This is a genomic window from Bradyrhizobium sp. MI1.4 (assembly GCF_055811315.1).
Window position 1 is genome coordinate 35,423 of record NZ_JBVVPP010000025.1, and the last position, 21,825, is coordinate 57,247.

Sequence of the window (21,825 nt, forward strand, 5' to 3'; positions counted from 1 at the left end):
GTCCGCCCGTTGCCCCTTGACGCCCGGCCGGCGAAAGAGGCACACAGGAGACGCATGGTGCTCGACGCGGCGCAAAGCGCCGGAGCATAATCGGGAATGGGGATGGGCGGACCCAGTTGCGGCGCCCAAAACCCCAGCCGCCCCCGCGACTGTAAGCGGTGAGGGACTTCGATCAGCCACTGGGCCGCGAGGCCCGGGAAGGCCGGAGACTCCCAGTGAACCGCGAGCCAGGAGACCGGCCGTGCATGTTTTGAGGCCAAGGCCGTCGGGTGTGACGGCAAGAAGGATCTGAGCCATGCATATCGAACCCGGACTAGTCTCGGACGCCAAGCTCGTGCTGAGTTATGCAACCGGCATTGCCGTCGGCGGCGTTGCCTTGAAGCTCGCGGTTGAGACCGTGCGCGAGCAGGGCATCACGTCGTTCGCGGCGCGGACGCTCGCCACCACGGGACTTGTGTTTATCTTCTTCGAGATCCTGCCGCACTTCCCGGTCGGCGTCTCCGAAGTGCACTTCATCCTCGGCTCGACCTTGTTCCTGCTGTTTGGCGCGGCGCCTGCGGCCTTCGGCCTCGCGTTTGGCCTGCTGTTCCAGGGCATCTTCTTCGAGCCGCCCGACTTGCCCCAATATGGCATGAACGTCACCACGCTATTGGTGCCGCTGTTCGGAATCCAGGCGATCGCCACGCGGATCATTTCGAGCAACACGGCCTATGTCGATCTGAAGTACCGCCAGGCGCTGGCGCTTTCGACGACCTATCAGGCGGGCGTCATCGCCTGGGTGGCGTTCTGGGCGATTTATGGCTCCGGCTTCGGCGCGACCAACCTCGCCAACATCGCGACCTTCGCGGCGTCCTATGCGCTGGTCATCGTGATTGAGCCGCTCGCCGATCTCGGCGTGCTGGCGCTGGCAAAGTCGCTGCGCGGCGTCACCGCGCCCGGCCTCGTCACGCCGCGTTTGCACAACGCGGCCTAGAGACAAGCGAACGGGCGGCCATGATGGCCGCCCTTCGCAGCCACCATGCTCACGCTCTCTCTGATAGGCATCGGTTGCGGCGATCCCGAGCAGCTCACGCGTGCCGCGATTACTGCCATCAACGCGGCCGATCTCGTCCTGATCCCCCGCAAGGGGACGGCCAAGTCCGACCTCGCCGATCTCAGGCGGACGATCTGCGCCGATGTGCTCACCAGCGACACGACCCGCATTGCCGAGTTCGATCTGCCCGTGCGGGACGCCGCTGAAGCGGACTATCGCAAGGGCGTGGACGATTGGCATGATGCCGTGGCCGCCGTCTGGTCGCAGACGATCGGGGATCATCTCGAAGGAGAGGGCAAGGTCGCGCTGCTGATCTGGGGCGATCCCTCGCTTTATGATTCCTCGCTGCGCATTGCGCGGCGGCTCAATCCCTCGCCAAAGATCGAGGTCGTGCCCGGCATCACCTCGATCCAGGCGCTGTGTGCGGCGCATGCGTTGCCGCTCAACGACATCGGCGAGCCCTTTCTAGTTTCGACCGGACGCCGCTTGCGCGATGGCGGCTGGCCGCAAGGTGTCGATACCGTGGTGGTGATGCTCGACGGCGGCACGGCATTCGAGTCGCTTGATCCGGCGGGCCTGCACATCTGGTGGGGGGCCTATCTCGGCATGCCCGATCAGATCGTCATGTCCGGCGCGCTGGCCGAGATCGGCCCGCGCATCGTCGCCGTGCGGCAAGAGGCGCGCGAACGGCACGGCTGGATCATGGACAGTTACATCCTCAAGCGCAGGCTGTGAGGCAAGCGAGGCAGCATGCTCCCCGAATGGGTCACCCAACAATGCCCCGACATCTCCGCAGTCCACCGCGAGGCGGCGGTGGCGCGGCAGGCGCAACTGACGAAACCGACCGGCGCGCTCGGCCTGCTCGAGCAGCTCGCGATCGAGCTTGCGGGCCTGCAAGCAACCGAGCAGCCGCGCGCGGCGCGGGTGCCGATCATCATCTTCGCCGGCGATCACGGCATCGTCGCGCAGGGCGTCTCGGCCTATCCGCAGGAAGTGACGATCGCGATGCTGGCGAACTTCGCCTCCGGCGGTGCCGCAATCTCGGTGCTGGCGCGTGAGCTGGGCTCCAGCCTGGAGGTCGTCGACGCCGGCACGCTGGCGCAGGAGGAGATGGCTGGAATCGTGACCGACAAGCCGCGCAGCGGTACGCGCGATTTCAGCGTCGAAGCTGCGCTCACCCCCACGGAGCTGGCATTTGCGTTCGAAGCCGGCCGACGTGCGGTGACGCGCGCACAGGCCGGGCAGCCCGATCTTCTGATCTTCGGCGAGATGGGCATCGGCAACACCACGACATCGGCGGCGATCGCGGCCGGCTTGCTCGGCGTGAGCGCCGCGGAGATCGCGGGCAGCGGTACCGGCATCGACGCGGCCGGCCGTGTGCACAAGGCGCGGGTGATCGACGCTGCAATCGCACGCCATGACGTTGCGGGCGCTGCGCCCGAAAAGATCCTGTGCGCCGTCGGCGGTCTCGAGATCGCCGCCATCTGCGGTGCCGTTATCGCGGCTGCACAGCACCGCATCCCCGTGTTGATCGACGGCTTCATCGTGTCGGTCGCGGCGCTGGCGGCGGTGCGGCTCAACCCTTCGTGCCAGCTGTTCCTGCTGGCCTCGCACCAGTCGGCGGAGCAGGGGCATCGGCTGGTGCTGCGCGCGCTGAACGTGCAGCCGCTGATCAGCCTGGATCTCAGGCTCGGCGAAGGATCGGGCGCGGCCATCGCGCTGCCGCTGGTGCGGTCGGCCTGCGCGCTCCACAACGGCATGGCGACCTTTGCGCAGGCCAATGTGCCTGATCGTCCGGCCTGATCAAATCGTCCGCTGATTGACGGAGACGACGCGCCAGCCGGTCGCGAGCCGGTCAATCCTGGTCAGCGACAGCGGATCGATCATGAAGCGCAGGGCCGCTTGTGGCGTCAGGTCGAGCGCGATGCACAGCGCCGCCCGGATCGTGCCGGAATGCACGACGAGCGTTGCGGCCCCGGTGCCGATCTTCGACAAACCCAGGCGGACCCGCGCGACCTGTTCCTCAAAGCTTTCGCCGCCGGGCGGCCGTCCGCGCGCCGGATCGCTCCAGAACCGTGCATAGGCCTCGCCACCGGTCGCGGCGAGTTCGTCATGCCGACGGCCGGTCCAGTCGCCAAAGTCTTGCTCGCTGAATTCGTCCAGCTGCAGCGGCTCGAGTCCCAGCGCGCGGGCCGTTTCGACGGTGCGCCGCGACGGGCTCGCATAGCTCGCGGCGTCCCGCGGCAAGCGCTGGCGCAGCGCCTCCAGCTGCGCGCGAGCACCGAGATCGGCCGGCGCGTCGGCTGCATGGATGATCCCCGAAACGCCATCGACAGGCGCGTGCCGTATCAGCCAGAGGAAGGTCTCGCCTTCCATGCTTTTCTCCAAGGAAACTGGTCGTTGTGGCAATAGCGCCGCAACTGGCACATTGACTCTGTCTGGATCGTAATCCTAGATGCTCGCGACGGTTTCCCCGAGAGGGGATGAAAAGGGAATGCGGTGCGGGGACGTTGTCCCCAATGCCGTGGCTGCCCCCGCAACTGTAAGCGGCGAATCTTGCGTCACGAGCCACTGGGTATCTCGGTCCCGGGAAGGCGATGCAAGGTACTGACCCGCAAGCCAGGAGACCTGCCGTCAGCCGTGGTCACACGCGAAGATGTCGGTCGGGGAGTACAGACATTCGGCTTCACCGGAAGGCTGACAAGCCGGACGATGGAACCCTGGTTCGCGGTGACGTGCCACTGACGTCACTCCGAGGTCCAAGACCGTGTATTCCCTTCGTATTGTACGACCACGCCGTTTCCTACTGGCATCCGCCGCTCTCACATCTTTCGTCGCCATCGACATGCCAGCGGCCTTGGCGCAGCAGGCCCGCGAGCCACTGCCGCCCGTCGAGGTGTCGGCGCCACAATCCCGCAGGCAGGCCAAGCCGGCCGGACGGGACGCGCAGCGCTCACGCCGCGCAGCAGCGCGCCGGCCGGAGACTGCATCCGCAGTGCCCAAGCCCGTCGCGCCGACCACGGCGGCACAGACGCCGCTCAACACCAATGCCGTCGCCGAAAGCGCTTCGCGCCTCGGCCTGACCGTGCGAGAAACGCCCGCGACCGTGGAGGTGATCTCGGCCGCAACCATGCGCGAGCAGGGCTACCGCACCGTGTCCGACGTTGCGCAGGGAGCGGTGGGCGTCACAGCCGGCGACAATCCGGCCGAGCCTTCGGCTTTCTCCATGCGCGGCTTCACCAACAGCCAGATCAACACGCTCTATAACGGCATCAAGATCGGTCCGCAGAACATGACCTCGCGGATCATGGACACGGCCAATCTGGAGGCAGTCGAATTCCTGAAGGGTCCGGCGTCGCTGATGTCGGGCGAGGGCGCCGCCGGCGGCACGATCAACTTCGTCACCAAGCAGCCGCACACCGGTCCGATCCGGAACGAGGCAGATTTCTCCTGGGACTCGCTGAACTCGTTCCGGGCGCATTACGGCTCGGGCGGCAGCACCAATGTGCAGGGGCTGGACTACCGCTTCGACGTCAGCCGTTCCTCGCTCAACGGCTTTGCCGACGACACCAACACCAAGACGGTCGATGTCTCCGGCCAGCTCAACTACCGCATCTCCGACAGCCTCAAGGTCTGGGGCGCGATCGAGTATCGCGAAGATCGCTCGAAAGCCTATTGGGGTGCGCCGCTGGTGCCGATTGCCTTCAGCGGCTCGCATGCGACGACGGGGATCGTTTCCGGCAATTACGTCTCGAACTACAACAAAACCGATCTCGGTGCGGTCACGATCGACGACCGCACCTTCAATACCAACTACAACGTCCTCGACAACAAGAACGTGGCGAAGGAGGTGTGGCTGCGCGGCGGTTTCGAGCTGAATCTGGCGCCCGACCTGACGCTGAAAAGTCAAGCCTATGCTTACGGAGCTGAGCGCACATGGTTCAACAATGAGATCGAGGCGTTCAATTCCGGGACCAACATGGTCGATCGTGAGCGCTTCTATGTCGCGCACAGCCAACGCTTGGTCGGCAACGTCACCGATTTGATCTGGGATGCGAATATCGCCGGCTTTGACAACCGTTTGGTCACGACGCTTTCCTCAAGCTACCTTGATTTCGTGAGGCCGGGCGCCGCAAATTTCCCCGGCGATTCCGTTCCGCTGGTCGATCCGCCTCGCGGCTATTACGGCCTGCTCACCATTCAGCAGCAGACCGCGCGCATCGACAATGAGGCGCTGTCATTCGAGGACCGGCTGAAGTTCACGCGCAGCTTTGCGCTGGTCGGCGGCCTGCGCGTCGAGCATATCGGGCTCGACCGCAATTCGACCGACAAGTTCGGTCTGGAGAAGGCGAACTTCCCGTTCTCGCAATCCTGGGTCCCGACCACAGGCCGTATCGGCTACACCTGGGAAGCCGTACCGGGCCTGACCTTTTTCAGCCAATACGCCACCGGCGCCGACATCTCGGCCAACAACATCTTCCTGCTCAATCCGACCGATCCGCTGAACCTGACCACCGCGCGCACCTACGAGACCGGCGTCAAGCACCTGTTCTGGGACAACCGGGCGGAGTGGTCGTTCTCGGCCTACGACATCCTGCGCAAGAACGTCTATGCCGCGGCCGGCGGCATGCAGCTCAACCTTGCCGGACGGCAGGAATCGAAGGGCGTCGAGCTTGCCGCGTCCGTGCGTCCGATCGATCCCCTGCGTCTCTGGGGCAACATCGCCTATGTCGATGCGCGCTACGCCGACTTTAATTTTGTCGGCGGCTCGTTCTCCGGCAACACGCCGCCGAACGTGCCGCGCGTCGTGGCGAATGCCGGAGCGTCGTATCGGTTCTTCACGCCGTGGCCCGTGGAAGTCGGCGTCACCGGCCGTCACGTCGGCGACCGCTACAACACCGATGCGAATGTCGTGACGATGAAGGCCCACACTGTCGCGGACGTCTATGCCTTCGTCGACATCCCGAAGACGGTGTTCAACGCGGTCGACCAGGCTCGCCTGACTTTCCGGGTGCGCAACATCGCCGACAAGCGCTATGCGATCTGGGGTGATCCGTTCTATCCCGACCAGATCCTCTTGGGTGCACCGCGCACCTATGAACTCTCGGCCGCATTCAAATGGTAGGATGCTGATCGATGATGCGCGCGATCGTCCTGCTGCATCGATGGCTCGGGATTGCGTTCTGCCTGCTGTTCGCGATGTGGTTCGCGACGGGAATCGTGATGCACTTCGTTCCGTTTCCGTCTCTGACGGAAGCGGAACGCTTCGCCGGGCTTGGGCCGCTGGATGGCGCCGAGACGAGGCAGCTTGCGGTCGCCGATGCCGTGGCCGCGAGCGGCATTGCTGATGCGACTCGCGTTCGCCTGATCCAGCGCAGTGACGGACCGGTCTATGTCGTCTCGGGGCCGTCGCGCGCGGGCGCAGTGCGTGCCTCCGACGGAGCCGGCGCCTCGGTCGCATCTTCCGACGTCGCGCAGGCCATCGCGCGAGACCACGCGCGCAGCCGCGGGCTGGATGCCGCGCGGGCCGCAATCCTTGCGCGCGCGGACTATGACCAATGGAGCGTGCCGAACGGCTTTGACCGCCACCGGCCCTTGTTTCGGGTTGCCCTGGGCGACGCCGCTGGAACGGAGGTCTATGTCTCCTCGCTCACCGGCGAGATCGTCCTGGATACGACGCGCAGCGAGCGGACCTGGAATCTCGTCGGCAGCGTGCTGCACTGGATCTATCCAACGATCCTGCGAAGCAACTGGTCGCTGTGGGATCGCGTGGTCTGGACCTTGTCGCTGCTGGCCCTGATCGCGGCCTTGCTGGGCGCTGTGCTCGGCCTTGCGCGGATCAAACCTCGAAGCGGTCTGATCGGCTCGCCCTATCGCGGCTGGCATGCGCTGCATCATCTCATCGGCCTCGCGGCGATGGTGTTCGTGCTGACCTGGATTTTCAGCGGCTGGCTCTCCATGGATCACGGGCGGCTGTTCTCGCGTGGGCAATTGATCTCCGCTGAATCACGCGTGATGAACGCCTCACCGAACTGGACGACGGCTCCATCGTTCGATCGGCAGCCTATATCGCCGTCGGCCCGTGAGATCGAATGGTTTGCCTTCAACGGCAATCTCTATCGGCGGGATCGGATCGCCCTTGCCGGTCAGACCTTGATCGAGGCAGGGGATGCGCCCCGCGATGGACCAACGAGATCTCTGGATGTGCACGAGGTCCAGGGGCTGACCGCGCGCCTCGCGGCCGGCTGCGGCGGTCCGTCTGTACTTGCCGAGGACGACAACTATCCCGCGCGGTCCACTGTCCCGGGCGCCCCGGTCTACCGCTCGTATTGCGGTGACCTCTGGTTCGACATCGACGGCGCCGACGGCAATTTGCTGCAAAGGCTGGATTCATCGCGGCGGGCTTATCGCTGGTTCTACGGCGCGCTGCATACGTTGGATTTTCCGGTTCTCGTCGCGCATCCGTTGCTGCGCGACGGCTTGGTCGTCGGGCTCTGCTCCCTTGGCTTTCTCTTCTCCATCACGGGCATCCTCATCGGCTGGCGCCGCCTGCGTCCGTCCTTCGCGGCCTGAGAGCCGGAGCGGGCAAAACCACCGCTTACTGATCGTACAATAAAGAGAGGCTGAGCCGACTGCCATGCATAGCTCATAAGCAATCGGATGGTCCGTAGGGCCGGTCGATCGCCTGCAAATTAGACAGTGCGTGCGGGGCGCGTGGATTGCGCTGCAGCGGATGTGGTGTTTCGTCCGGGAAAATTCGTGGTGCGCCGCACTTATGTCGCGTCGAACGATCCACACCGACGTGCTCTCCATGCGGGCAGGGCTGCACTAAAATGTGCCTCGCCGCGCCGCGCCGGTCGCGGGCTGGTCCAGTGCATTGCGACAACTCTGGCCCTATCCCGAGGCCATCGCTCTGTCGCACGCTCGCCAGCGGTGGCTTGACAGGGGATGATGATGAGCGCTCTCGGTTTGCGATTGAACCTCGCGAAGGACGGTAACCACCCGGCGTCCGGTTCGAATGTCGTCCGCAGCTGACCCACACATGAGCACTAACGAAAACCACTGGGAAGTCGGCACCGATATCGGCGGCACCTTCACCGACATCATCGCGATCCGACACTCCCCCGCGGAGGCACGGATCGCGAAGGTGCCGTCGCGACCTCAAGCTCCTGTTCAGGCGATGCTGGAGGCGATCGAGGCGGTCTGCCTGCGCAAGAGCGAGGTCAAGCGCTTCGTCCATGGCACCACGCGCGTGACCAACGCCATTGTCGAAGGACGGCTGCCGAAAGTGGCGCTGGTGGCGACCGAAGGCTTTGCCGACGTGCTGGAGATCGCGCGCTATCGCCGCCGCGATCTCTATCGTCTCGACGTCCCACCAAAATCGCTGCCGCTGGTGCCGCCGGAACGATGCTTCGGGCTTGCTGAGCGCCTCGATCACGAGGGCCGGGTGCTGAAGGCGCTGGATGACGCGGAGATCGAGCGTCTGGTGGCCTGGCTGAAGGGGACCGGCGTGCAGAGTGTCGCGGTCGCGCTGCTGCATGCCTATGCCAATCCGGTGCACGAGAAGATGCTCGGCGAGCGGCTCAAGGGCGTCGTTGCCCACGTCTCGCTGTCGCACGAGGTCAATCCCGAGGCGCGCGAATACGAGCGGACTTCGGCGACCGTGTTCAACGCCGCGGCGATGCCGATTGCGGTGGAATATCTCAGCGAACTGGAGCTGCGGCTGCCGATCGGTCCCGGCCTGCAGGTGTTTCACTCGGCCGGCGCCATGGTGCCGATCTCGGCCGTGAAGCGGCGGCCGCTGGTGATGGCGATGTCGGGCCCCGCGGCCGGCGTCTCCGCATCGGTCAGCATCGCGCGCCAGCTCGGCACGTCCCGGATGCTGACGTTCGATATGGGCGGCACCACGACCGACGTGTGCCTGATCGTCGACGGTCAGGCCGAGATGACCGACGGCCGCATGCTCGGCGACAAGCCGCTGCGCCAGCCGATGCTCGCGGTGCACTCGATCGGGGCGGGCGGCGGCTCGATCGTGCGCAACGGCTCCGGTGGCCTGACGGTCGGACCGGAAAGCGCCGGCTCCGAGCCTGGACCGGCCTGCTACGGCCGCGGCGGTACCGAGCCGACCATCACCGATGCCAACGCCGTGCTCGGCTATCTCAATCCCGAAACCAAACTCGGCGACCGGATCGGAATCGATATCAAGGCAGCGACTGATGTCATCGCACCGATCGCGGGCACTCTGGGTCTGAGCCTGACCGACACCGCGCTCGGCATCATCAAGGTCGCGAACGCGACAATGGCGCGCGCCCTCCGCCGCGTCACCGTCGAGCGCGGCATCGACGGGCGCGACTGCACGCTGCTCGCCTTTGGCGGTGGCGGCCCGATGCACGCCGCGGGCCTAGCCGATCTCTACGGGATTGCCGAGGTCGTCGTTCCCAGTGCATCGAGCGCGTTCTCGGCGCTGGGCTGTCTCACCGCCGATTTCAGCTTCCTCCAGCAGCAAACCCTGCGCGCGGCGCTTGACGGCATCGACCTCGCCCGTGTGTCGGAGCGGATCGGGGTGCTGATCGACGATGCCTCGGCGCCGCTGATCGCCAACGGGGTTGCCGCGACCGAGATTCAGATCGAGCTGGTGGCCTTGATGCGCTACGCGGCGCAGAACGACGCCATTCCGGTGCCGTTCGCGCGACCGCTCGACGTCATCACGCTGAAGAAGGATTTTCTGGCCCGGCACCACGAGCTGTTCGGCTATGCGACGGGCGAGAGCTGCGTCATCGAGTCCGTGCGGGTGCAGGCGCGCCGTCCATCGACGACCGTCGTGAGCCGGCCGGCCATCGCGGTCAGAACGGTCTCCAAAGGCGAGCGCATCTGCTCGTTCGATGGCTTTCACGACATCGCCACAAGCATCATCAACCGTGCCTCGCTGACCGAAATCGTCAGCGGCCCGGCCATCATTGAAGACGCATGGTCGACCGTGGTGGTCCCGCCCGGCTGGCAGGCGAGGCCTGATGTTTCAGGCAATCTGTTCCTGACGCGGGGGGCCGCATGAAGCTCGATCCGTTCGTCGTCGAAGTCATCCGGCACGGGCTTTCGGCCGCCGCCGAGGAAATGAGCCTGGTGATGACGCGCTCGGCGCGCTCGCCGCTGCTGCGCGAGGCCGGCGACCTGTCGTCGGCGATCACGGACGCCCGCGGCGACCTGGTCGGGCAGGGCCGCGACATCCCGATCCATCTCGGCGCGATGGCCTACACGGTCCTCGAATTGCTGAAAGTGGTGCCGCGCGACAGCCTGAACGACGGCGACGCATTGATCTACAATGTCGGCCCGCTCGGCGGCAATCATCTCAACGACGTCAAGGTCGTGCGGCCCGTCTTCGTCGATGGCGAGATCGTCGCGTTCGCGGTCAGCCTCGCGCATTGGCCCGATATCGGCGGCACCTGGCCCGGCAGCTATTTTGCGAAAGCCATCGACACCTTCCAGGAGGCGATGCGCATTCCGCCGGTTCTGATCGCCACGGCAAGCGGCGTCAATACGTCGATCGTGCAGCTGCTCAAGGCCAATGTTCGCGATCCCGAATCCTGCGAGGGCGATCTTCTCGTACAGATCGCCGCAACGAAAGCCGGCGAGAAGCGCATCGTCGAGCTTTGCCGCGAGCACGGCAAGGCGGTCTTCACGGCGGCGCAGTCGCGCCTGCACGATCTCTCCGAAATCGAGATACGCGAGGCGTTGCGCGATCTGCCTGATGGCGTCTACGAGGGTGAGGACTATCTGGACGACGGCGGCGTCGACGACGCGCCCGCGCGCATTCATGTCAAGATCACCATCGCCGGCAACGAAGCGACCTTCGATCTTTCAGGAAGCTGCGACCGCGTCTCGAATTTCTGCAACACGACGCCGTTCATGGCGCGCTCGGCGGTGGCCTATGCCGCGCGCATCATGAGCGGGCGCGACATGAACCAGAACGCGGGCGCGTTGCGGCCGCTGACCATCATCACGCGCCCTGGCTCGATCCTGGAGCCGGGCTGGAATGCCTCGGTTGCTGCCGGCAATCATGAGACCTCGATGCGCATCGTCGATGCGATTTTTCGGGCAATGCAGGACACTATTCCGGAGCGCCTGTCTGCGGGCGGGGCGACCACGGCGGGCGTCCTCTTCTTCGCCGAACCGCGGCAGAACGGTTCGTGGAAGATGCTTTACGAGGTGCACGGCGGTGGCGAGGGCGCGCGGCATGATCGCGACGGCATCTCGGCGACGCGGGTGCATCTGTCCAACACCTCAAACACGCCGGTCGAGGTGATCGAGGCGAATTACGCGATCCAAATCGAGCAGCAGGCCATTCGCTGGCAGTCCGGCGGCGCGGGCGCCCATCGCGGCGGGGACGGCGTCATTCGTAGCTATCGCATCCTGGCACCCTCAATGCATCTGACCACCTGCATCGAGCGCATGGTGATGGCGCCGTTCGGCATGCAGGGCGGTAAGCCCGGCAAGGCCTGCCGCATCTCGCTGATCCGGCAGGGCGCGAACGTCGCGATCGACGGCAAGTCGAACCTGGTGCTGCAGCAAGGCGATCTCGTCACGATCGAGACCTGTGGTGGCGGTGGCTACGGCGCCGAGGCTGCGGAATGAGGGGATTGCAATGAGCAGATTGTTGCGAACCGGGCTGAATGCCGGCGACAGCGCGCCCATGGACGTGGTCGGCGGCGAGGGCGTCTATTTTCATCTCTCGGATGGTCGCAAGCTCATCGACGGCAGCAACACCGGCGGCGGTCTCGGACATCGTCATCCCGCGATGGTGGAGGCGATCCGCCGCGCCGCGGATACGCCCGTCGTGAACGAGGGCTGGACCTGGGTCGGCCGCGAGCAGGCGGCTGACGACTTGATGGCCACCGCGTTCAAGGGCGAAGACGATTGGGTCGGTGCGGTGCGCTTCTGCATCAGCGGCAGCGAGGCCAATGACATGGCGCTGTCGCTCTGTCAGGCCCTGACGCAGCGGTCCGCGCTGGCGACGCGCGAACGCGCCTATCACGGCATTACGGGCCTGTCGCGCAGCATGACCGTGCAGCCGCAATGGCATGACGGCCTCGCGGTGCACTCAGGCGGCTCGAAGCTGCCGGCGCCGATGGCGCCGGTGCGGATATTGCCGGCGCCGCAGGGCGCGATCTACGGCGCGCCGGCCAACAATGTTCCCCCCAGCGAATATCTGGCCGATGCCACGCGCCTGCTTTCGGATACGGCAGCGACGATCATCGACTACACGCAAGGCGGCATCTACTACGATGGCGCCTATCAGGACGAGGTGGCGCGGTGCGCGCGGCAGGCCGGCTCCTACTGGATCGCCGACGAAGTGGTGACTGGTGCGGGCCGTGCCGGGCGCTGGTTCGCGTTCCAGGGAGCCGAAAGTCGTCCCGATATCGTGACGCTCGGAAAATCGCTCGGCGGTGGCGCGGCGGCGGTTGCCGCGGTCGTGGTGTCGAAAGACATCGTCGAGCGGCTCAAGGGCACGAGCTGGCAGAATTACGGCACGTTGCGCGGGCATCCCATCAGCATGGCTGCCGTCAGCGCCTATCTGAAAGTCATCAGCGATGACGAGATTTTGGAGCACGTCAGGGGTCTCGAAAAGCTGTTCACCCGCCGCCTTCTGGCCATCGCGCAGAAACATCCAAGCGTGCAGCGCCTGGCGGGGCAGGGGCTGCACTGGACCGTGGAGTTGCACGGGCCGGACTGGCGCTCCTGGCATGCCGACACCACCGAGGTGCCGATTGCCTCGCGCGTCGCGGAGCGGGCGCTGGAGGCGGGCGCCGTGATCGGGACCAGCGGCGAGCAGACTTCCCTGTTCCTCGCGCCGCCACTCGTGATTTCCGAGCATGAGGCCGGGCAGCTTCTGGACGCGCTGGACCACGGTCTCGATATTGCGGATGAGGAGCAGACATGAGGATGGAGCGTGCAGCGCACACGATGCCGATGTGCAGGCGCCGGCTGGCAAGTCCGGGCGATGCTGCGTTATGCTGCGCGCGCCGGCACGTGCTTGAAACTGTAGCTTAGCTCAAAGACATCACCAGGAAATCGCTGATGCGTATCGTCAATGTTGCCGCCGCCCAGATGGGCCCGATCCAGAAAGCGGACAGCCGCGAGGCCGTGGTCAAGCGCATGATCGCGCTGATGGATGAGGCCAAGAGCAAGGGCGCCGACCTAATCGTCTATCCGGAACTGGCGCTCACCACCTTCTTTCCGCGTTGGTACGTGGAGGACCGGGCCGAGTTCGACAATTGGTTCGAGCGCGAGATGCCGAACGCGGCGACGAAACCGTTGTTCGAGCGCGCGGCGCAGCACCAGATGGCGATGAATTTCGGCTATGCGGAGCTGACGCCGGACGGGCATCATTTCAACACTGCTGTTCTCACCGACAAATCCGGCAAGATCGTCGGCAAATATCGCAAGATCCATTTGCCGGGCCATGTGGAATACGACACCAAGCGCTCGCACCAGCATCTGGAGAAGCGCTATTTCGAGCCGGGCGATCTCGGCTTTAATGTCTGGCGCGAGCTGGGCGGCATCATCGGCATGGCCATCTGCAACGACCGGCGCTGGCCCGAGACCTATCGCGTGATGGGCCTGCAGGGCGTCGAGATGGTGCTGATCGGCTACAACACCCCGTCGGTGAATGCGGAGAGGAGCGATGAAGGCGTCGAGAAACGGTTGTTCCATAACCGCCTCTCGGCGCAGGCCGGCGCCTATCAGAACGCGACCTGGGTTGTCGCGGTGGCCAAGGCCGGTAACGAGGACGGACACCCGCTGTTCGGCGGCAGCCTGATCGTCGATCCCAATGGCGAAATCGTCGCCGAAGCGAAGACGGAGGAGGACGAGCTGCTGGTCCACCCTTGCGATCTCGATGCCACCACATTCGGCAAGACCACGATCTTCAATTTCGCGCAGCACCGCCGCATCGAGCATTACGGCCTGATCACCAGCCAGACCGGCGCGGTGCCACCGCCGGAGAAGTGATGTCGATGGCGGACAAGGGCACATCAGGTATTCCCTTGCGCGAGCTCGATCCGCGCGACCGCTACAAGCTGCTTTGCGGCGTGGTGGTGCCACGGCCGATTGCGCTGGTGACGACGCTCGATGCCAACGGGGCGGTCAACGCCGCGCCCTTCAGCTTCTTCAACGTGTTCTCGGAGAGCCCGGCGCTGATCGTACTCGGGCTTCAGCACAAGCCGGATCACAGCCCGAAGGACACCACCCGCAACATCCATCGCGACGGCGAGTTCGTCGTTCACATGGTGGACGAGGCGCTGTCGGTGGCGATGAACGACTGCGCGGTTGATTTTCCGTCCGGCGACAGCGAGGTCGCCGCGGCCGGGCTGGCGACGCTTCCCTCAATCGAAGTGAAGGTGCCGCGCCTCGCCGCGGCCCCCTTTGCGCTCGAATGCCGGCGCCATGTCGCGTTGACCTTCTCGCCCGATCGCGAGCTGCTGGTCGGCGAGGTGCTCCGGGTTCACGCCCGCGAGGGCCTCGTCGATGAGGCCAACATGTATGTCGACCTCGACGCCTACCGGCCGATCGGCCGCATGTTCGGCAATCTCTACACGACGCAGCGGGACACGTTCGCGCTAGTCCGCGAGAGCCACGCGCAATGGCTCGCGCGGCAGGACGCCAAAGAGCTGAAGGACGCCTAGTGGTTCGAGAACTGCACCGTACCCAGCGCCATGGTGACGGCCGCCTGTGTCGGGTCGATCACGGCAATGCCGAGCGCCTCTTCCAGCGGGCGGCGGTGCCGTGCCATGCCGGCGCAGCCCATCACGATGGCACGGGCGCCGTCCTCGTCGCGCAGCGCGCGGCCGATTTCGATCATTTTGGCCAGCGTGCCTTCGCCCGAGGCGGTTTCCGCGACGCTCATGTTGAGCGGCCGCTCGCCGGCAAGACGTTCGGTCAGTCCCATCTGCCTGAGATAGCGCATGTGACGCGGGATCGAGCGCTGGGCGATCGCGATGACGCCAAAGGTCTCGGCGCGGGCCATCGCGGTCAGCACGCCGCACTCGGCAATGCCGAACACGGGCCGGTCGGTGCCTTCGCGACAGACCTGAAGCCCGGGATCGCTGTAGCAGGCGATGACAAAGGCCGCCGAGCTGTTGTCGCCCTCGACCAGCCGGCGCAGCGGCATGGCGACGCCATCGACATCGGCCTGGCTTTCGATGCCGAAGGGACCCTCGGCCAGCGTCTGGCAGACCAGTTCCGGCCCGCCCTCGAAACCGAGCGGCTTCAGCGCGTCCTCCAGCCCTTGGGTAACGACAGGGTTGGAGTTCGGATTGATGACGAGAATGCGCGGTCGGGACATGCTGGTCTTCCTGCAAAATTTCGATCACTTGCCTTAAGCCTATCATGGAGTGCCTCATGACTGAACCCGCTTACGACCTGATCATTCGCGGTGGGCGCGTCGCGACGACGACCGACGTCTTTGAAGCCGATGTCGCCATCTCCGGCGAGACCATCGCCGCTATCGGGCGCGGGCTTCCGTCCGCGAAGCGCGAGATTGATGCCCGCGGCAAGCTGGTGCTGCCAGGCGGCGTCGACAGCCACGCCCATATCGAGCAATTGTCCGCTGCCGGCATCATGAACGCCGACACCTTCGAGAGCGCGACCGTCTCGGCCGCGTTCGGCGGCACCACCACAGTGATCCCGTTTGCGGCCCAGCATGTCGGCATGAACCTGCCGCAGGTGGTGGAGGATTATCACGCCTTGGCGAAGAAGGGGGCGGTGATCGACTACGCCTTTCACATGATCATCGCGGATGCGACCAAGGAAACGGTCGAGGAGCATATTCCGGCGCTGGTGAAGCAGGGCCATGCCTCGATCAAGATTTTCATGACCTATGACCGGCTCAAGGTGGATGATGAGCCGCTGCTGGACATCCTTCTTGCCGCGCGCCAGTCCGGCGCGATGTTGTGCGCCCATGCCGAAAACCACGGCATCATCGCCTGGATGGTGAAGCGCCTGCTCGCGCGCGGCTACACAATGCCGAAATATCACGCCGTCAGCCACGCCCGCGTGTCGGAGGCGGAAGCCTTTACCCGGTTGATCGGCATGGCTGCGCTGATCGACCAGCCCATCATGATCTTCCACGTCTCCACCGCCGAAGGCGCCAAGGTGATCCGCGATTCGCGCGGGCTGGGATTGAAGGTGTTTGCCGAGACCTGTCCGCAATACCTGTTCCTCACCGCAGCCGATCTCGACAAGCCCGGGGTGGAAGGGGCCAAGTGGATGTGCAGCCCGCCGCCGCGGACGCATTCAGACCAGGAGGCGCTGTGGCAGGCGCTGTCGCTCGGCGATCTCCAGACCATCTCGTCGGATCACGCGCCGTATCGCTACGACGAGACCGGCAAGCTGCGCGCCGGCCCCAATCCGAACTTCAAGCAGGTCGCGAATGGCCTGCCGGGATTGGAGCTGCGGTTGCCGCTGCTGTTCGACGCGATGGTGTCGAACGGGCGGCTGGGCCTGGAAAAGTTCGTCGAACTGACGTCGACGGCGCCGGCCAAGATTTACAATCTGCATCCGCGCAAGGGCTCGATCGCGGTCGGCGCCGATGCCGATATTGCAATCTGGGACCCCGATCGCGAGACCGTGATCGCCGACGAGATGATGCACGACCTTGCCGGCTACACGCCGTTTGCAGGCCGCAAGCTGAAGGGCTGGCCGGTGTCGGTGCTGTCGCGTGGTCGGGTGATCATCGACCGAAACAAGTGCCTCGCGAGCGCCGGCAGCGGCCAGTTCCTGGCACGCAACGGCGGCGAGGCGGCCATGCCCACCGGCCGGCTCGTGGCCGACATGGATCCCGAGCGCAATTTCGGAGCGAAGCTACTGTGACGGTGGATCGCGCGCGATGAAGATCGTCATCTTCGGCGGCACGGGGTTTGTCGGCCTCAATGTTGCGGAGGCGCTGCTCGCGCGCGGGCATGACGTCACGCTGTATGACCGTGCAGAGTTGCCGCCAGCCGCGCGGCGGTCTCTTGCCAAATACGGCGCACGGCTCCAAGCCGTACAGGGCGATATCACCGACGCAGAGGCCATCGATGCCCTCATCGCCGAAGGCGTTGATGCGATCATGCTCGGCGCGGCCATCACCGCCGGTGATGAACTGGAGAGGGCATCGACCGCGCGCGTTCTCGAAATTAATGTGATGGCGCAGATCCCGATCCTGCTCTCCGCGATCCGGCATGGCGTGCGCCGGGTCGTCAATCTCTCCTCGGCATCGGCCTATGGCGCCGCGGGCGCGCGGGTCGAGATTCTGGACGAGGACACGCCTTGCGATCCGGTCTCGTTCTACGCGATCAGCAAGTTCACATCGGAGCGATCGGTTGCGCGTCACGCCAAGCTCTTCGGCGGTGATTTCCTAAATGTGCGGCTGAGCGCGCTATTCGGACCGTGGGAGCGACCGAGTTCCGTGCGCGACACGCCAAGCCTCCAGTTCCAGATCTTGGCCGCGTTCGCGCGCGGCGAGCCGGCGATCATGCCTGAAGCGGGCATGCGGGATTGGATCTACGCGCCGGATGCGGCCGAGGCCGTCGCACTGCTGATCGAAGCCGAGCGGCCGCGCCACCGGCTCTACAACATCTCCCGCGGAGAACTTTGGCCTGCGCTGCAATGGGGCGAGGCCTTTGCGGCGTTGCATCCCGGCCTGGAGTGCCGGGTCGCGGCGCCCGGCGAGAAAACCGTCATCAAGCTGCATGGGCCCTATCGCGCGCCGCTGTCGGTGAACCGGATGGCGGATGAATTCGGCTGGCGCGCGCAGTTCGGCTGCGCCGAGTCGGGGGCCGCGATGAGTGCCTGGTTGACGCAGCACAAGGAGTGGATCTGACATGCGGCTGCAGGGGCGCACGGCCATCATCACGGGCGCAGGCTCCGGCATCGGCCGCGCCAGTGCAAAGCTGTTCGCGGAAGAGGGCGCACGTCTTGCTCTGGTCGATCGCGATCCAGCCGGACTTCAGGAAACGTTGAGCTTGGTCGGCGAGGCAACGACGCATATTGGCGACGTCGGCGATGCCGATTTCGCCGAGGCGGTGGCAAATGATGTGGTAGCACGGCACGGCCAGCTCGATATCCTGATGACTGCCGCTGGCTTCTCCTGTGGCGGCACCGTGTTGACAACGGACCCCGCCGATTGGGATGCGGTGTTCCGCACCAATGTCGGCGGCACCTGGCTGTGGGCGAGGGCAGCCGTGCCGCAGATGCAGCGGCAGAACAGCGGTTCGATCATCACGCTGACGTCGCAGCTTGCGATTGCCGGCGGCAAGGGCAACAGTGCCTATATCGCCGCCAAGGGCGCGATTGTCAGCCTGACCCGGACGATGGCGGTGGATTTCGCGGCGGACGGCATTCGCGTCAACGCCATCGCGCCCGGTGCGATCGACACGCCGATGCTTCGCCGCAGCTTTGCGCGCCACGCCAATGCGGACGAGGTGCGCGAAGCCTCCCGCGACCGCCATGCCATGAAGCGGTTCGGCCAGGCCGATGAGATCGCGCAGGCCGCGCTCCACCTCGCAAGCGATGCCTCCTCGTTTACGACCGGGACCGTGATGGTGGTCGACGGAGGCTGGCTCGCGGCATGAGTGATGCGCTGACAGAGCTGGAAGCGAACGTTCGCGCCGATCTCGCGCGGATCGCGCATCCCGGTGCCGCCTGGCTCGAACCGAAGACGGGACCGGATGGCAAGCCGGCGCTGGATGTGCTCGTGATCGGCGCCGGCCAATCCGGCATCGCCATCGGCTTCGGCCTGCTGCGCTCCCGCGTCAGCAACATCCTGCTGCTGGACAAGGCCGAGGAGGGGAAGGAGGGGCCATGGCTCACCTATGCCCGCATGCCGACGCTGCGCAGCCCGAAGGACTATACGGGACCTGACCTCGACATCCCCAGCCTGACCTATCAATCCTGGCATGAGGCCCGCTTCGGCACGGAGAGCTGGCAGACACTCGACCTGATCCCGCGCGGCCACTGGGCTGAGTATCTGCTCTGGCTGCGGCGCACAGTCGGCTTGCCGGTGCGCAACGGGAGCGAGCTTCTGGAAATCCGGCCGGCGCGGGATGGTTTGCTGGCCGCACGCGTGAAACGTGGCGATGGCGTCGAGACACTCCATGCGCGCAAGATCGTGCTTGCGACGGGGCAGGAGGGGATGGGGAACTGGATGATCCCCGAGCCGCTGAGCCATCTGCCCATGAGCTCGGTCGCAACCGTCGCCGACGACATCGACTTCGAAAACCTTCGCGGCAAGCGCGTCGCCGTGATCGGTGCCGGCGCATCTGCCTTCGACAACGCAGCAACCGCGCTGGAAGCGGGCGCGGCGGAGGTGCACCTGCTGTGTCGTCGTGCGCAGATCCAGCTGATCCAGCCCTATCGCTGGCTGACTTTCCGCGGCTTCCTCCGCCATCTCAGCGATCTCGACGACGCCTGGCGGTGGCGCTTCATGCGCACCATCCTCGACATGCGCGAAGGCTTTCCGCAGGCAACTTACGATCGCTGCGCAAATCACGCCAATTTCACATTGCACGAGGGCGCCCCGATCGAGGCGGCCCGCGAGACCGATCGTGGTGTGGAATTGCAGACGCCGCGCGGCGCCATACCTGCGGATTTCGTCATCTGCGGCACCGGCATCGACATGGATTTTTCCGGCCGTGGCGAGTTGCGCGCATTTGCCGGCAATATCGCAACCTGGGCCGACCGCTACCAGCCCCCGGAGAGCGAGCGCAGCGCGCGGCTCGGTCGCTTTCCCTATCTCGCCGACGATTATGCCTTCACCGAGCGTGTCGCGGGCGATACGCCGTGGATCTCGAATATCCATCTCTTCGCCATCGCCTCCACCATGAGTTTCGGTCCGTCGGGATCGTCGATCAACGCGATGACGACCGCGGCGCCGAAGCTAGTGAATGGCCTGACGCGCGGCCTGTTTCGTGCCGATGTCGAACGGCATTGGGCCTCGCTTCGCGCCTATGACGTGCCGCAGGCCGTGGTGACGCGGCCAGCGCGAAAAATGAAAGAATCGCGATGATCGTCCATGCGCCGCCGCGACAAAGCGTCCGCAAGAGCGCATCATGAGACTGGCGCGCAACTTGCTTCTTTCTTAACCTGTCCTATCGGCGTTCTTGTCGAGATTTTTGGGGAAAACCAATGCGTTTTGTGTCTTTCAGGTCGGCATCCTCCGTGCTCGCCACCACCGCGTTGTTGCTCATCGCCACCGCGCCCTCGCAAGCGCAGACCAGGGCCGAGACGTTGCGCTATGTCACCGGCGCATCCGTCAACACGCTCGATCCCAACATCCCCGGCTCGACGCGCGAATCCTTCGCGCTGAGCATGAGCACCTACGACCGCCTGGTGGCGTTCGGCCGCAAGCAGCTCAACGGCAAATGGGTGTTCGATCTCGACAAGATCACCGGCGAGCTCGCCGAATCCTATGACGTGAGCCCGGATGGACTGAAGCTGACGTTCCATCTGCGCAAGGATGCCAAGTTCCAGGACGGCTCGCCCGTGACCGCCGAGGACGTGAAATGGTCGCTCGATCGCTGCGTCACCGCGCCGATCCTCGGCAAGGCACAATTGCTGACGGGATCGCTGACGTCGGCCGACCAGTTCAAGGTGATCGATCCCCTCACGATCGAGGTGACGCTGCCGAAACCCGACAAGCTCGCGCTGCCGAATCTCGCGACGGTCTACCCGCTGATCATCAATTCGAAAGTGGCCAAGGAACACGCGACCCCGGAAGATCCCTGGGCCACCGCCTGGCTGAAGGAGAACACCGCCGGCAGCGGCGCTTATGTGCTCGAGACTTTCAAGCCCGGCGAGCAGGCCATCATCAAGCGCAACGAGGCGTGGAACCGCGGCTCGCCCGACAAGCCCGCCTTCTTCAAGCGTGTGATCATCCAGTCGGTGCCGGAGCCGGCCACCCGCGCCAACCTAGTCGAGCGCGGCGACGCCGATCTCGTCGTCGATCTCCAGGCCAGCGACGTGCAGTCGCTCGAGGCCAAGGGCAAGCTCAAGGTGATCTCGACGCCGCAATACAATTCGATCACCTTCGTCTCGATGAACAACCAGATCCCGCCCTTCGACAACGTCAATGTCCGCAGAGCCGTCGCATTCGCGCTGCCCTATGAGGACATGTTCAAGGCTGCCCTGTTTGGCCGCGGCGCCCCGCTGTTCGGCGCGACCTGGCCCGATGGCAAGCCACTGAACGGCATCTATCCGTTCCAGGCGCCGGTAAAGACCGATCTCGACAAGGCCCGTGAATATCTGAAGGCCGCTGGACTCGCGGAGGGTTTTTCGACCACCTTCAGTTTCAACGTCGGCCAGGCCTCGACCGCGGAGCCGATGGCGGCGCTCGTGAAGGAATCGCTCGCCAAGATCGGGATCAAGGTCGACATCCAGAAGCTGCCGGATGCGCAGATGTCGACGCAGATCAACGAGAAGAAGCTGCCCTTGTTCACGGAAGGCATCGTGGCCTGGCTGCCCTCGACCGATTACTTCTATCGCAATTTCTACACCGGCAATCAGCGCTGGAATTACAGCTCGATCAACAATCCGGAGCTGGCGACCATCGCGCAGGAAGCGCGCTTCGAGCCCGACAAGGCCAAGTACGAGGAAGCCGGCCGCAAGCTCAACGCGATCCATTTCAGCGAGATGCCGCAGATCCCGCTGTGGCAGCCCAACCAGGACGCCGTGATGGCCTCGTCGATCGAGGGCTACACCTATGAATTCCATCGTCAGGTCGACTATCGCGACGTCAGCCGCAAGTGACTTCAAAAAGTAAC

General features: G+C 65.0%; 17 protein-coding genes and 2 riboswitches. Of the genes, 15 read left to right on the forward strand and 2 right to left on the reverse strand.

Features of this window, described 5'->3' with window-relative positions:
- Positions 1-38 precede the first annotated feature (38 nt).
- Positions 39-258, forward strand: a riboswitch (cobalamin riboswitch).
- A gap of 37 nt (positions 259-295) precedes the next feature.
- From AC0L23_RS24390 to cobT, 3 genes are read left to right on the forward strand one after another with little or no spacing between them, the layout of a single operon-like run.
- Positions 296-973, forward strand: coding sequence for an energy-coupling factor ABC transporter permease (locus AC0L23_RS24390; RefSeq protein ID WP_085395464.1), 678 nt, complete (start codon positions 296-298; stop codon positions 971-973).
- 45 nt (positions 974-1,018) lie between these two features.
- Positions 1,019-1,768: a precorrin-6A synthase (deacetylating) gene (gene cobF, locus AC0L23_RS24395; protein ID WP_085395463.1), complete on the forward strand. Its 750-nt coding sequence runs from the start codon at positions 1,019-1,021 to the stop codon at positions 1,766-1,768.
- Between the two features lie 15 nt (positions 1,769-1,783).
- Complete coding sequence (cobT, locus tag AC0L23_RS24400; protein WP_473357459.1) at positions 1,784-2,836, forward strand: nicotinate-nucleotide--dimethylbenzimidazole phosphoribosyltransferase; 1,053 nt, start codon at positions 1,784-1,786, stop codon at positions 2,834-2,836.
- Here the strand turns inward: cobT and AC0L23_RS24405 are convergent, their stop codons facing one another.
- On the reverse strand, positions 2,837-3,409 hold the full coding sequence (locus AC0L23_RS24405; RefSeq protein ID WP_162496359.1) for a histidine phosphatase family protein: 573 nt from the start codon (positions 3,407-3,409) through the stop codon (positions 2,837-2,839). It lies immediately after the preceding gene.
- A 72-nt stretch (positions 3,410-3,481) separates the two neighbouring features.
- A riboswitch (cobalamin riboswitch) is annotated at positions 3,482-3,683 on the forward strand.
- A gap of 117 nt (positions 3,684-3,800) precedes the next feature.
- Here AC0L23_RS24405 and AC0L23_RS24410 point away from each other — a divergent pair.
- The 7 genes from AC0L23_RS24410 to AC0L23_RS24440 all read left to right on the forward strand — a co-directional run bounded on the left by AC0L23_RS24410 (position 3,801) and on the right by AC0L23_RS24440 (position 14,712).
- Positions 3,801-6,158, forward strand: a complete 2,358-nt coding sequence (locus AC0L23_RS24410; protein ID WP_473357460.1) for a TonB-dependent receptor — start codon at positions 3,801-3,803, stop codon at positions 6,156-6,158.
- A gap of 11 nt (positions 6,159-6,169) precedes the next feature.
- Positions 6,170-7,606 (forward strand): PepSY domain-containing protein, encoded by a 1,437-nt coding sequence (locus tag AC0L23_RS24415; protein WP_473357461.1) that lies wholly within the window; start codon positions 6,170-6,172, stop codon positions 7,604-7,606.
- Between the two features lie 469 nt (positions 7,607-8,075).
- Complete coding sequence (locus tag AC0L23_RS24420; RefSeq protein ID WP_473357462.1) at positions 8,076-10,085, forward strand: hydantoinase/oxoprolinase family protein; 2,010 nt, start codon at positions 8,076-8,078, stop codon at positions 10,083-10,085.
- On the forward strand, positions 10,082-11,662 hold the full coding sequence (locus tag AC0L23_RS24425) for a hydantoinase B/oxoprolinase family protein (RefSeq protein WP_473357463.1): 1,581 nt from the start codon (positions 10,082-10,084) through the stop codon (positions 11,660-11,662). Before AC0L23_RS24420 ends, AC0L23_RS24425 begins: the two co-directional genes overlap by 4 nt.
- A gap of 10 nt (positions 11,663-11,672) precedes the next feature.
- On the forward strand, positions 11,673-12,968 hold the full coding sequence (locus AC0L23_RS24430; RefSeq protein ID WP_473357464.1) for an aminotransferase class III-fold pyridoxal phosphate-dependent enzyme: 1,296 nt from the start codon (positions 11,673-11,675) through the stop codon (positions 12,966-12,968).
- A 137-nt stretch (positions 12,969-13,105) separates the two neighbouring features.
- Positions 13,106-14,038, forward strand: coding sequence for an N-carbamoyl-D-amino-acid hydrolase (locus tag AC0L23_RS24435; RefSeq protein ID WP_085395456.1), 933 nt, complete (start codon positions 13,106-13,108; stop codon positions 14,036-14,038).
- Between the two features lie 5 nt (positions 14,039-14,043).
- Positions 14,044-14,712 (forward strand): flavin reductase family protein, encoded by a 669-nt coding sequence (locus AC0L23_RS24440; protein WP_201263835.1) that lies wholly within the window; start codon positions 14,044-14,046, stop codon positions 14,710-14,712.
- Here the strand turns inward: AC0L23_RS24440 and AC0L23_RS24445 are convergent.
- Positions 14,709-15,371 (reverse strand): aspartate/glutamate racemase family protein, encoded by a 663-nt coding sequence (locus AC0L23_RS24445; protein ID WP_473357465.1) that lies wholly within the window; start codon positions 15,369-15,371, stop codon positions 14,709-14,711. The two genes, AC0L23_RS24440 and AC0L23_RS24445, sit on opposite strands and share 4 nt — an antisense overlap.
- Before the next feature lie 56 nt (positions 15,372-15,427).
- On the opposite strand from AC0L23_RS24445, the gene hydA reads away from it, so the two are divergent.
- From hydA to AC0L23_RS24470, 5 genes are all read left to right on the forward strand, one after another.
- On the forward strand, positions 15,428-16,897 hold the full coding sequence (gene hydA / locus AC0L23_RS24450) for a dihydropyrimidinase (RefSeq protein ID WP_473357466.1): 1,470 nt from the start codon (positions 15,428-15,430) through the stop codon (positions 16,895-16,897).
- 16 nt (positions 16,898-16,913) lie between these two features.
- Positions 16,914-17,888 (forward strand): NAD-dependent epimerase/dehydratase family protein, encoded by a 975-nt coding sequence (locus AC0L23_RS24455; protein WP_473357467.1) that lies wholly within the window; start codon positions 16,914-16,916, stop codon positions 17,886-17,888.
- 1 nt (position 17,889) lies between these two features.
- A complete protein-coding gene (locus AC0L23_RS24460; RefSeq protein ID WP_247404347.1) occupies positions 17,890-18,639 on the forward strand; it encodes an SDR family oxidoreductase in 750 nt (249 codons plus the stop codon).
- On the forward strand, positions 18,636-20,072 hold the full coding sequence (locus tag AC0L23_RS24465) for an NAD(P)-binding domain-containing protein (RefSeq protein WP_473357468.1): 1,437 nt from the start codon (positions 18,636-18,638) through the stop codon (positions 20,070-20,072). Before AC0L23_RS24460 ends, AC0L23_RS24465 begins: the two co-directional genes overlap by 4 nt.
- Before the next feature lie 119 nt (positions 20,073-20,191).
- On the forward strand, positions 20,192-21,811 hold the full coding sequence (locus tag AC0L23_RS24470) for an ABC transporter substrate-binding protein (protein ID WP_473357469.1): 1,620 nt from the start codon (positions 20,192-20,194) through the stop codon (positions 21,809-21,811).
- Positions 21,812-21,825 lie beyond the last annotated feature (14 nt).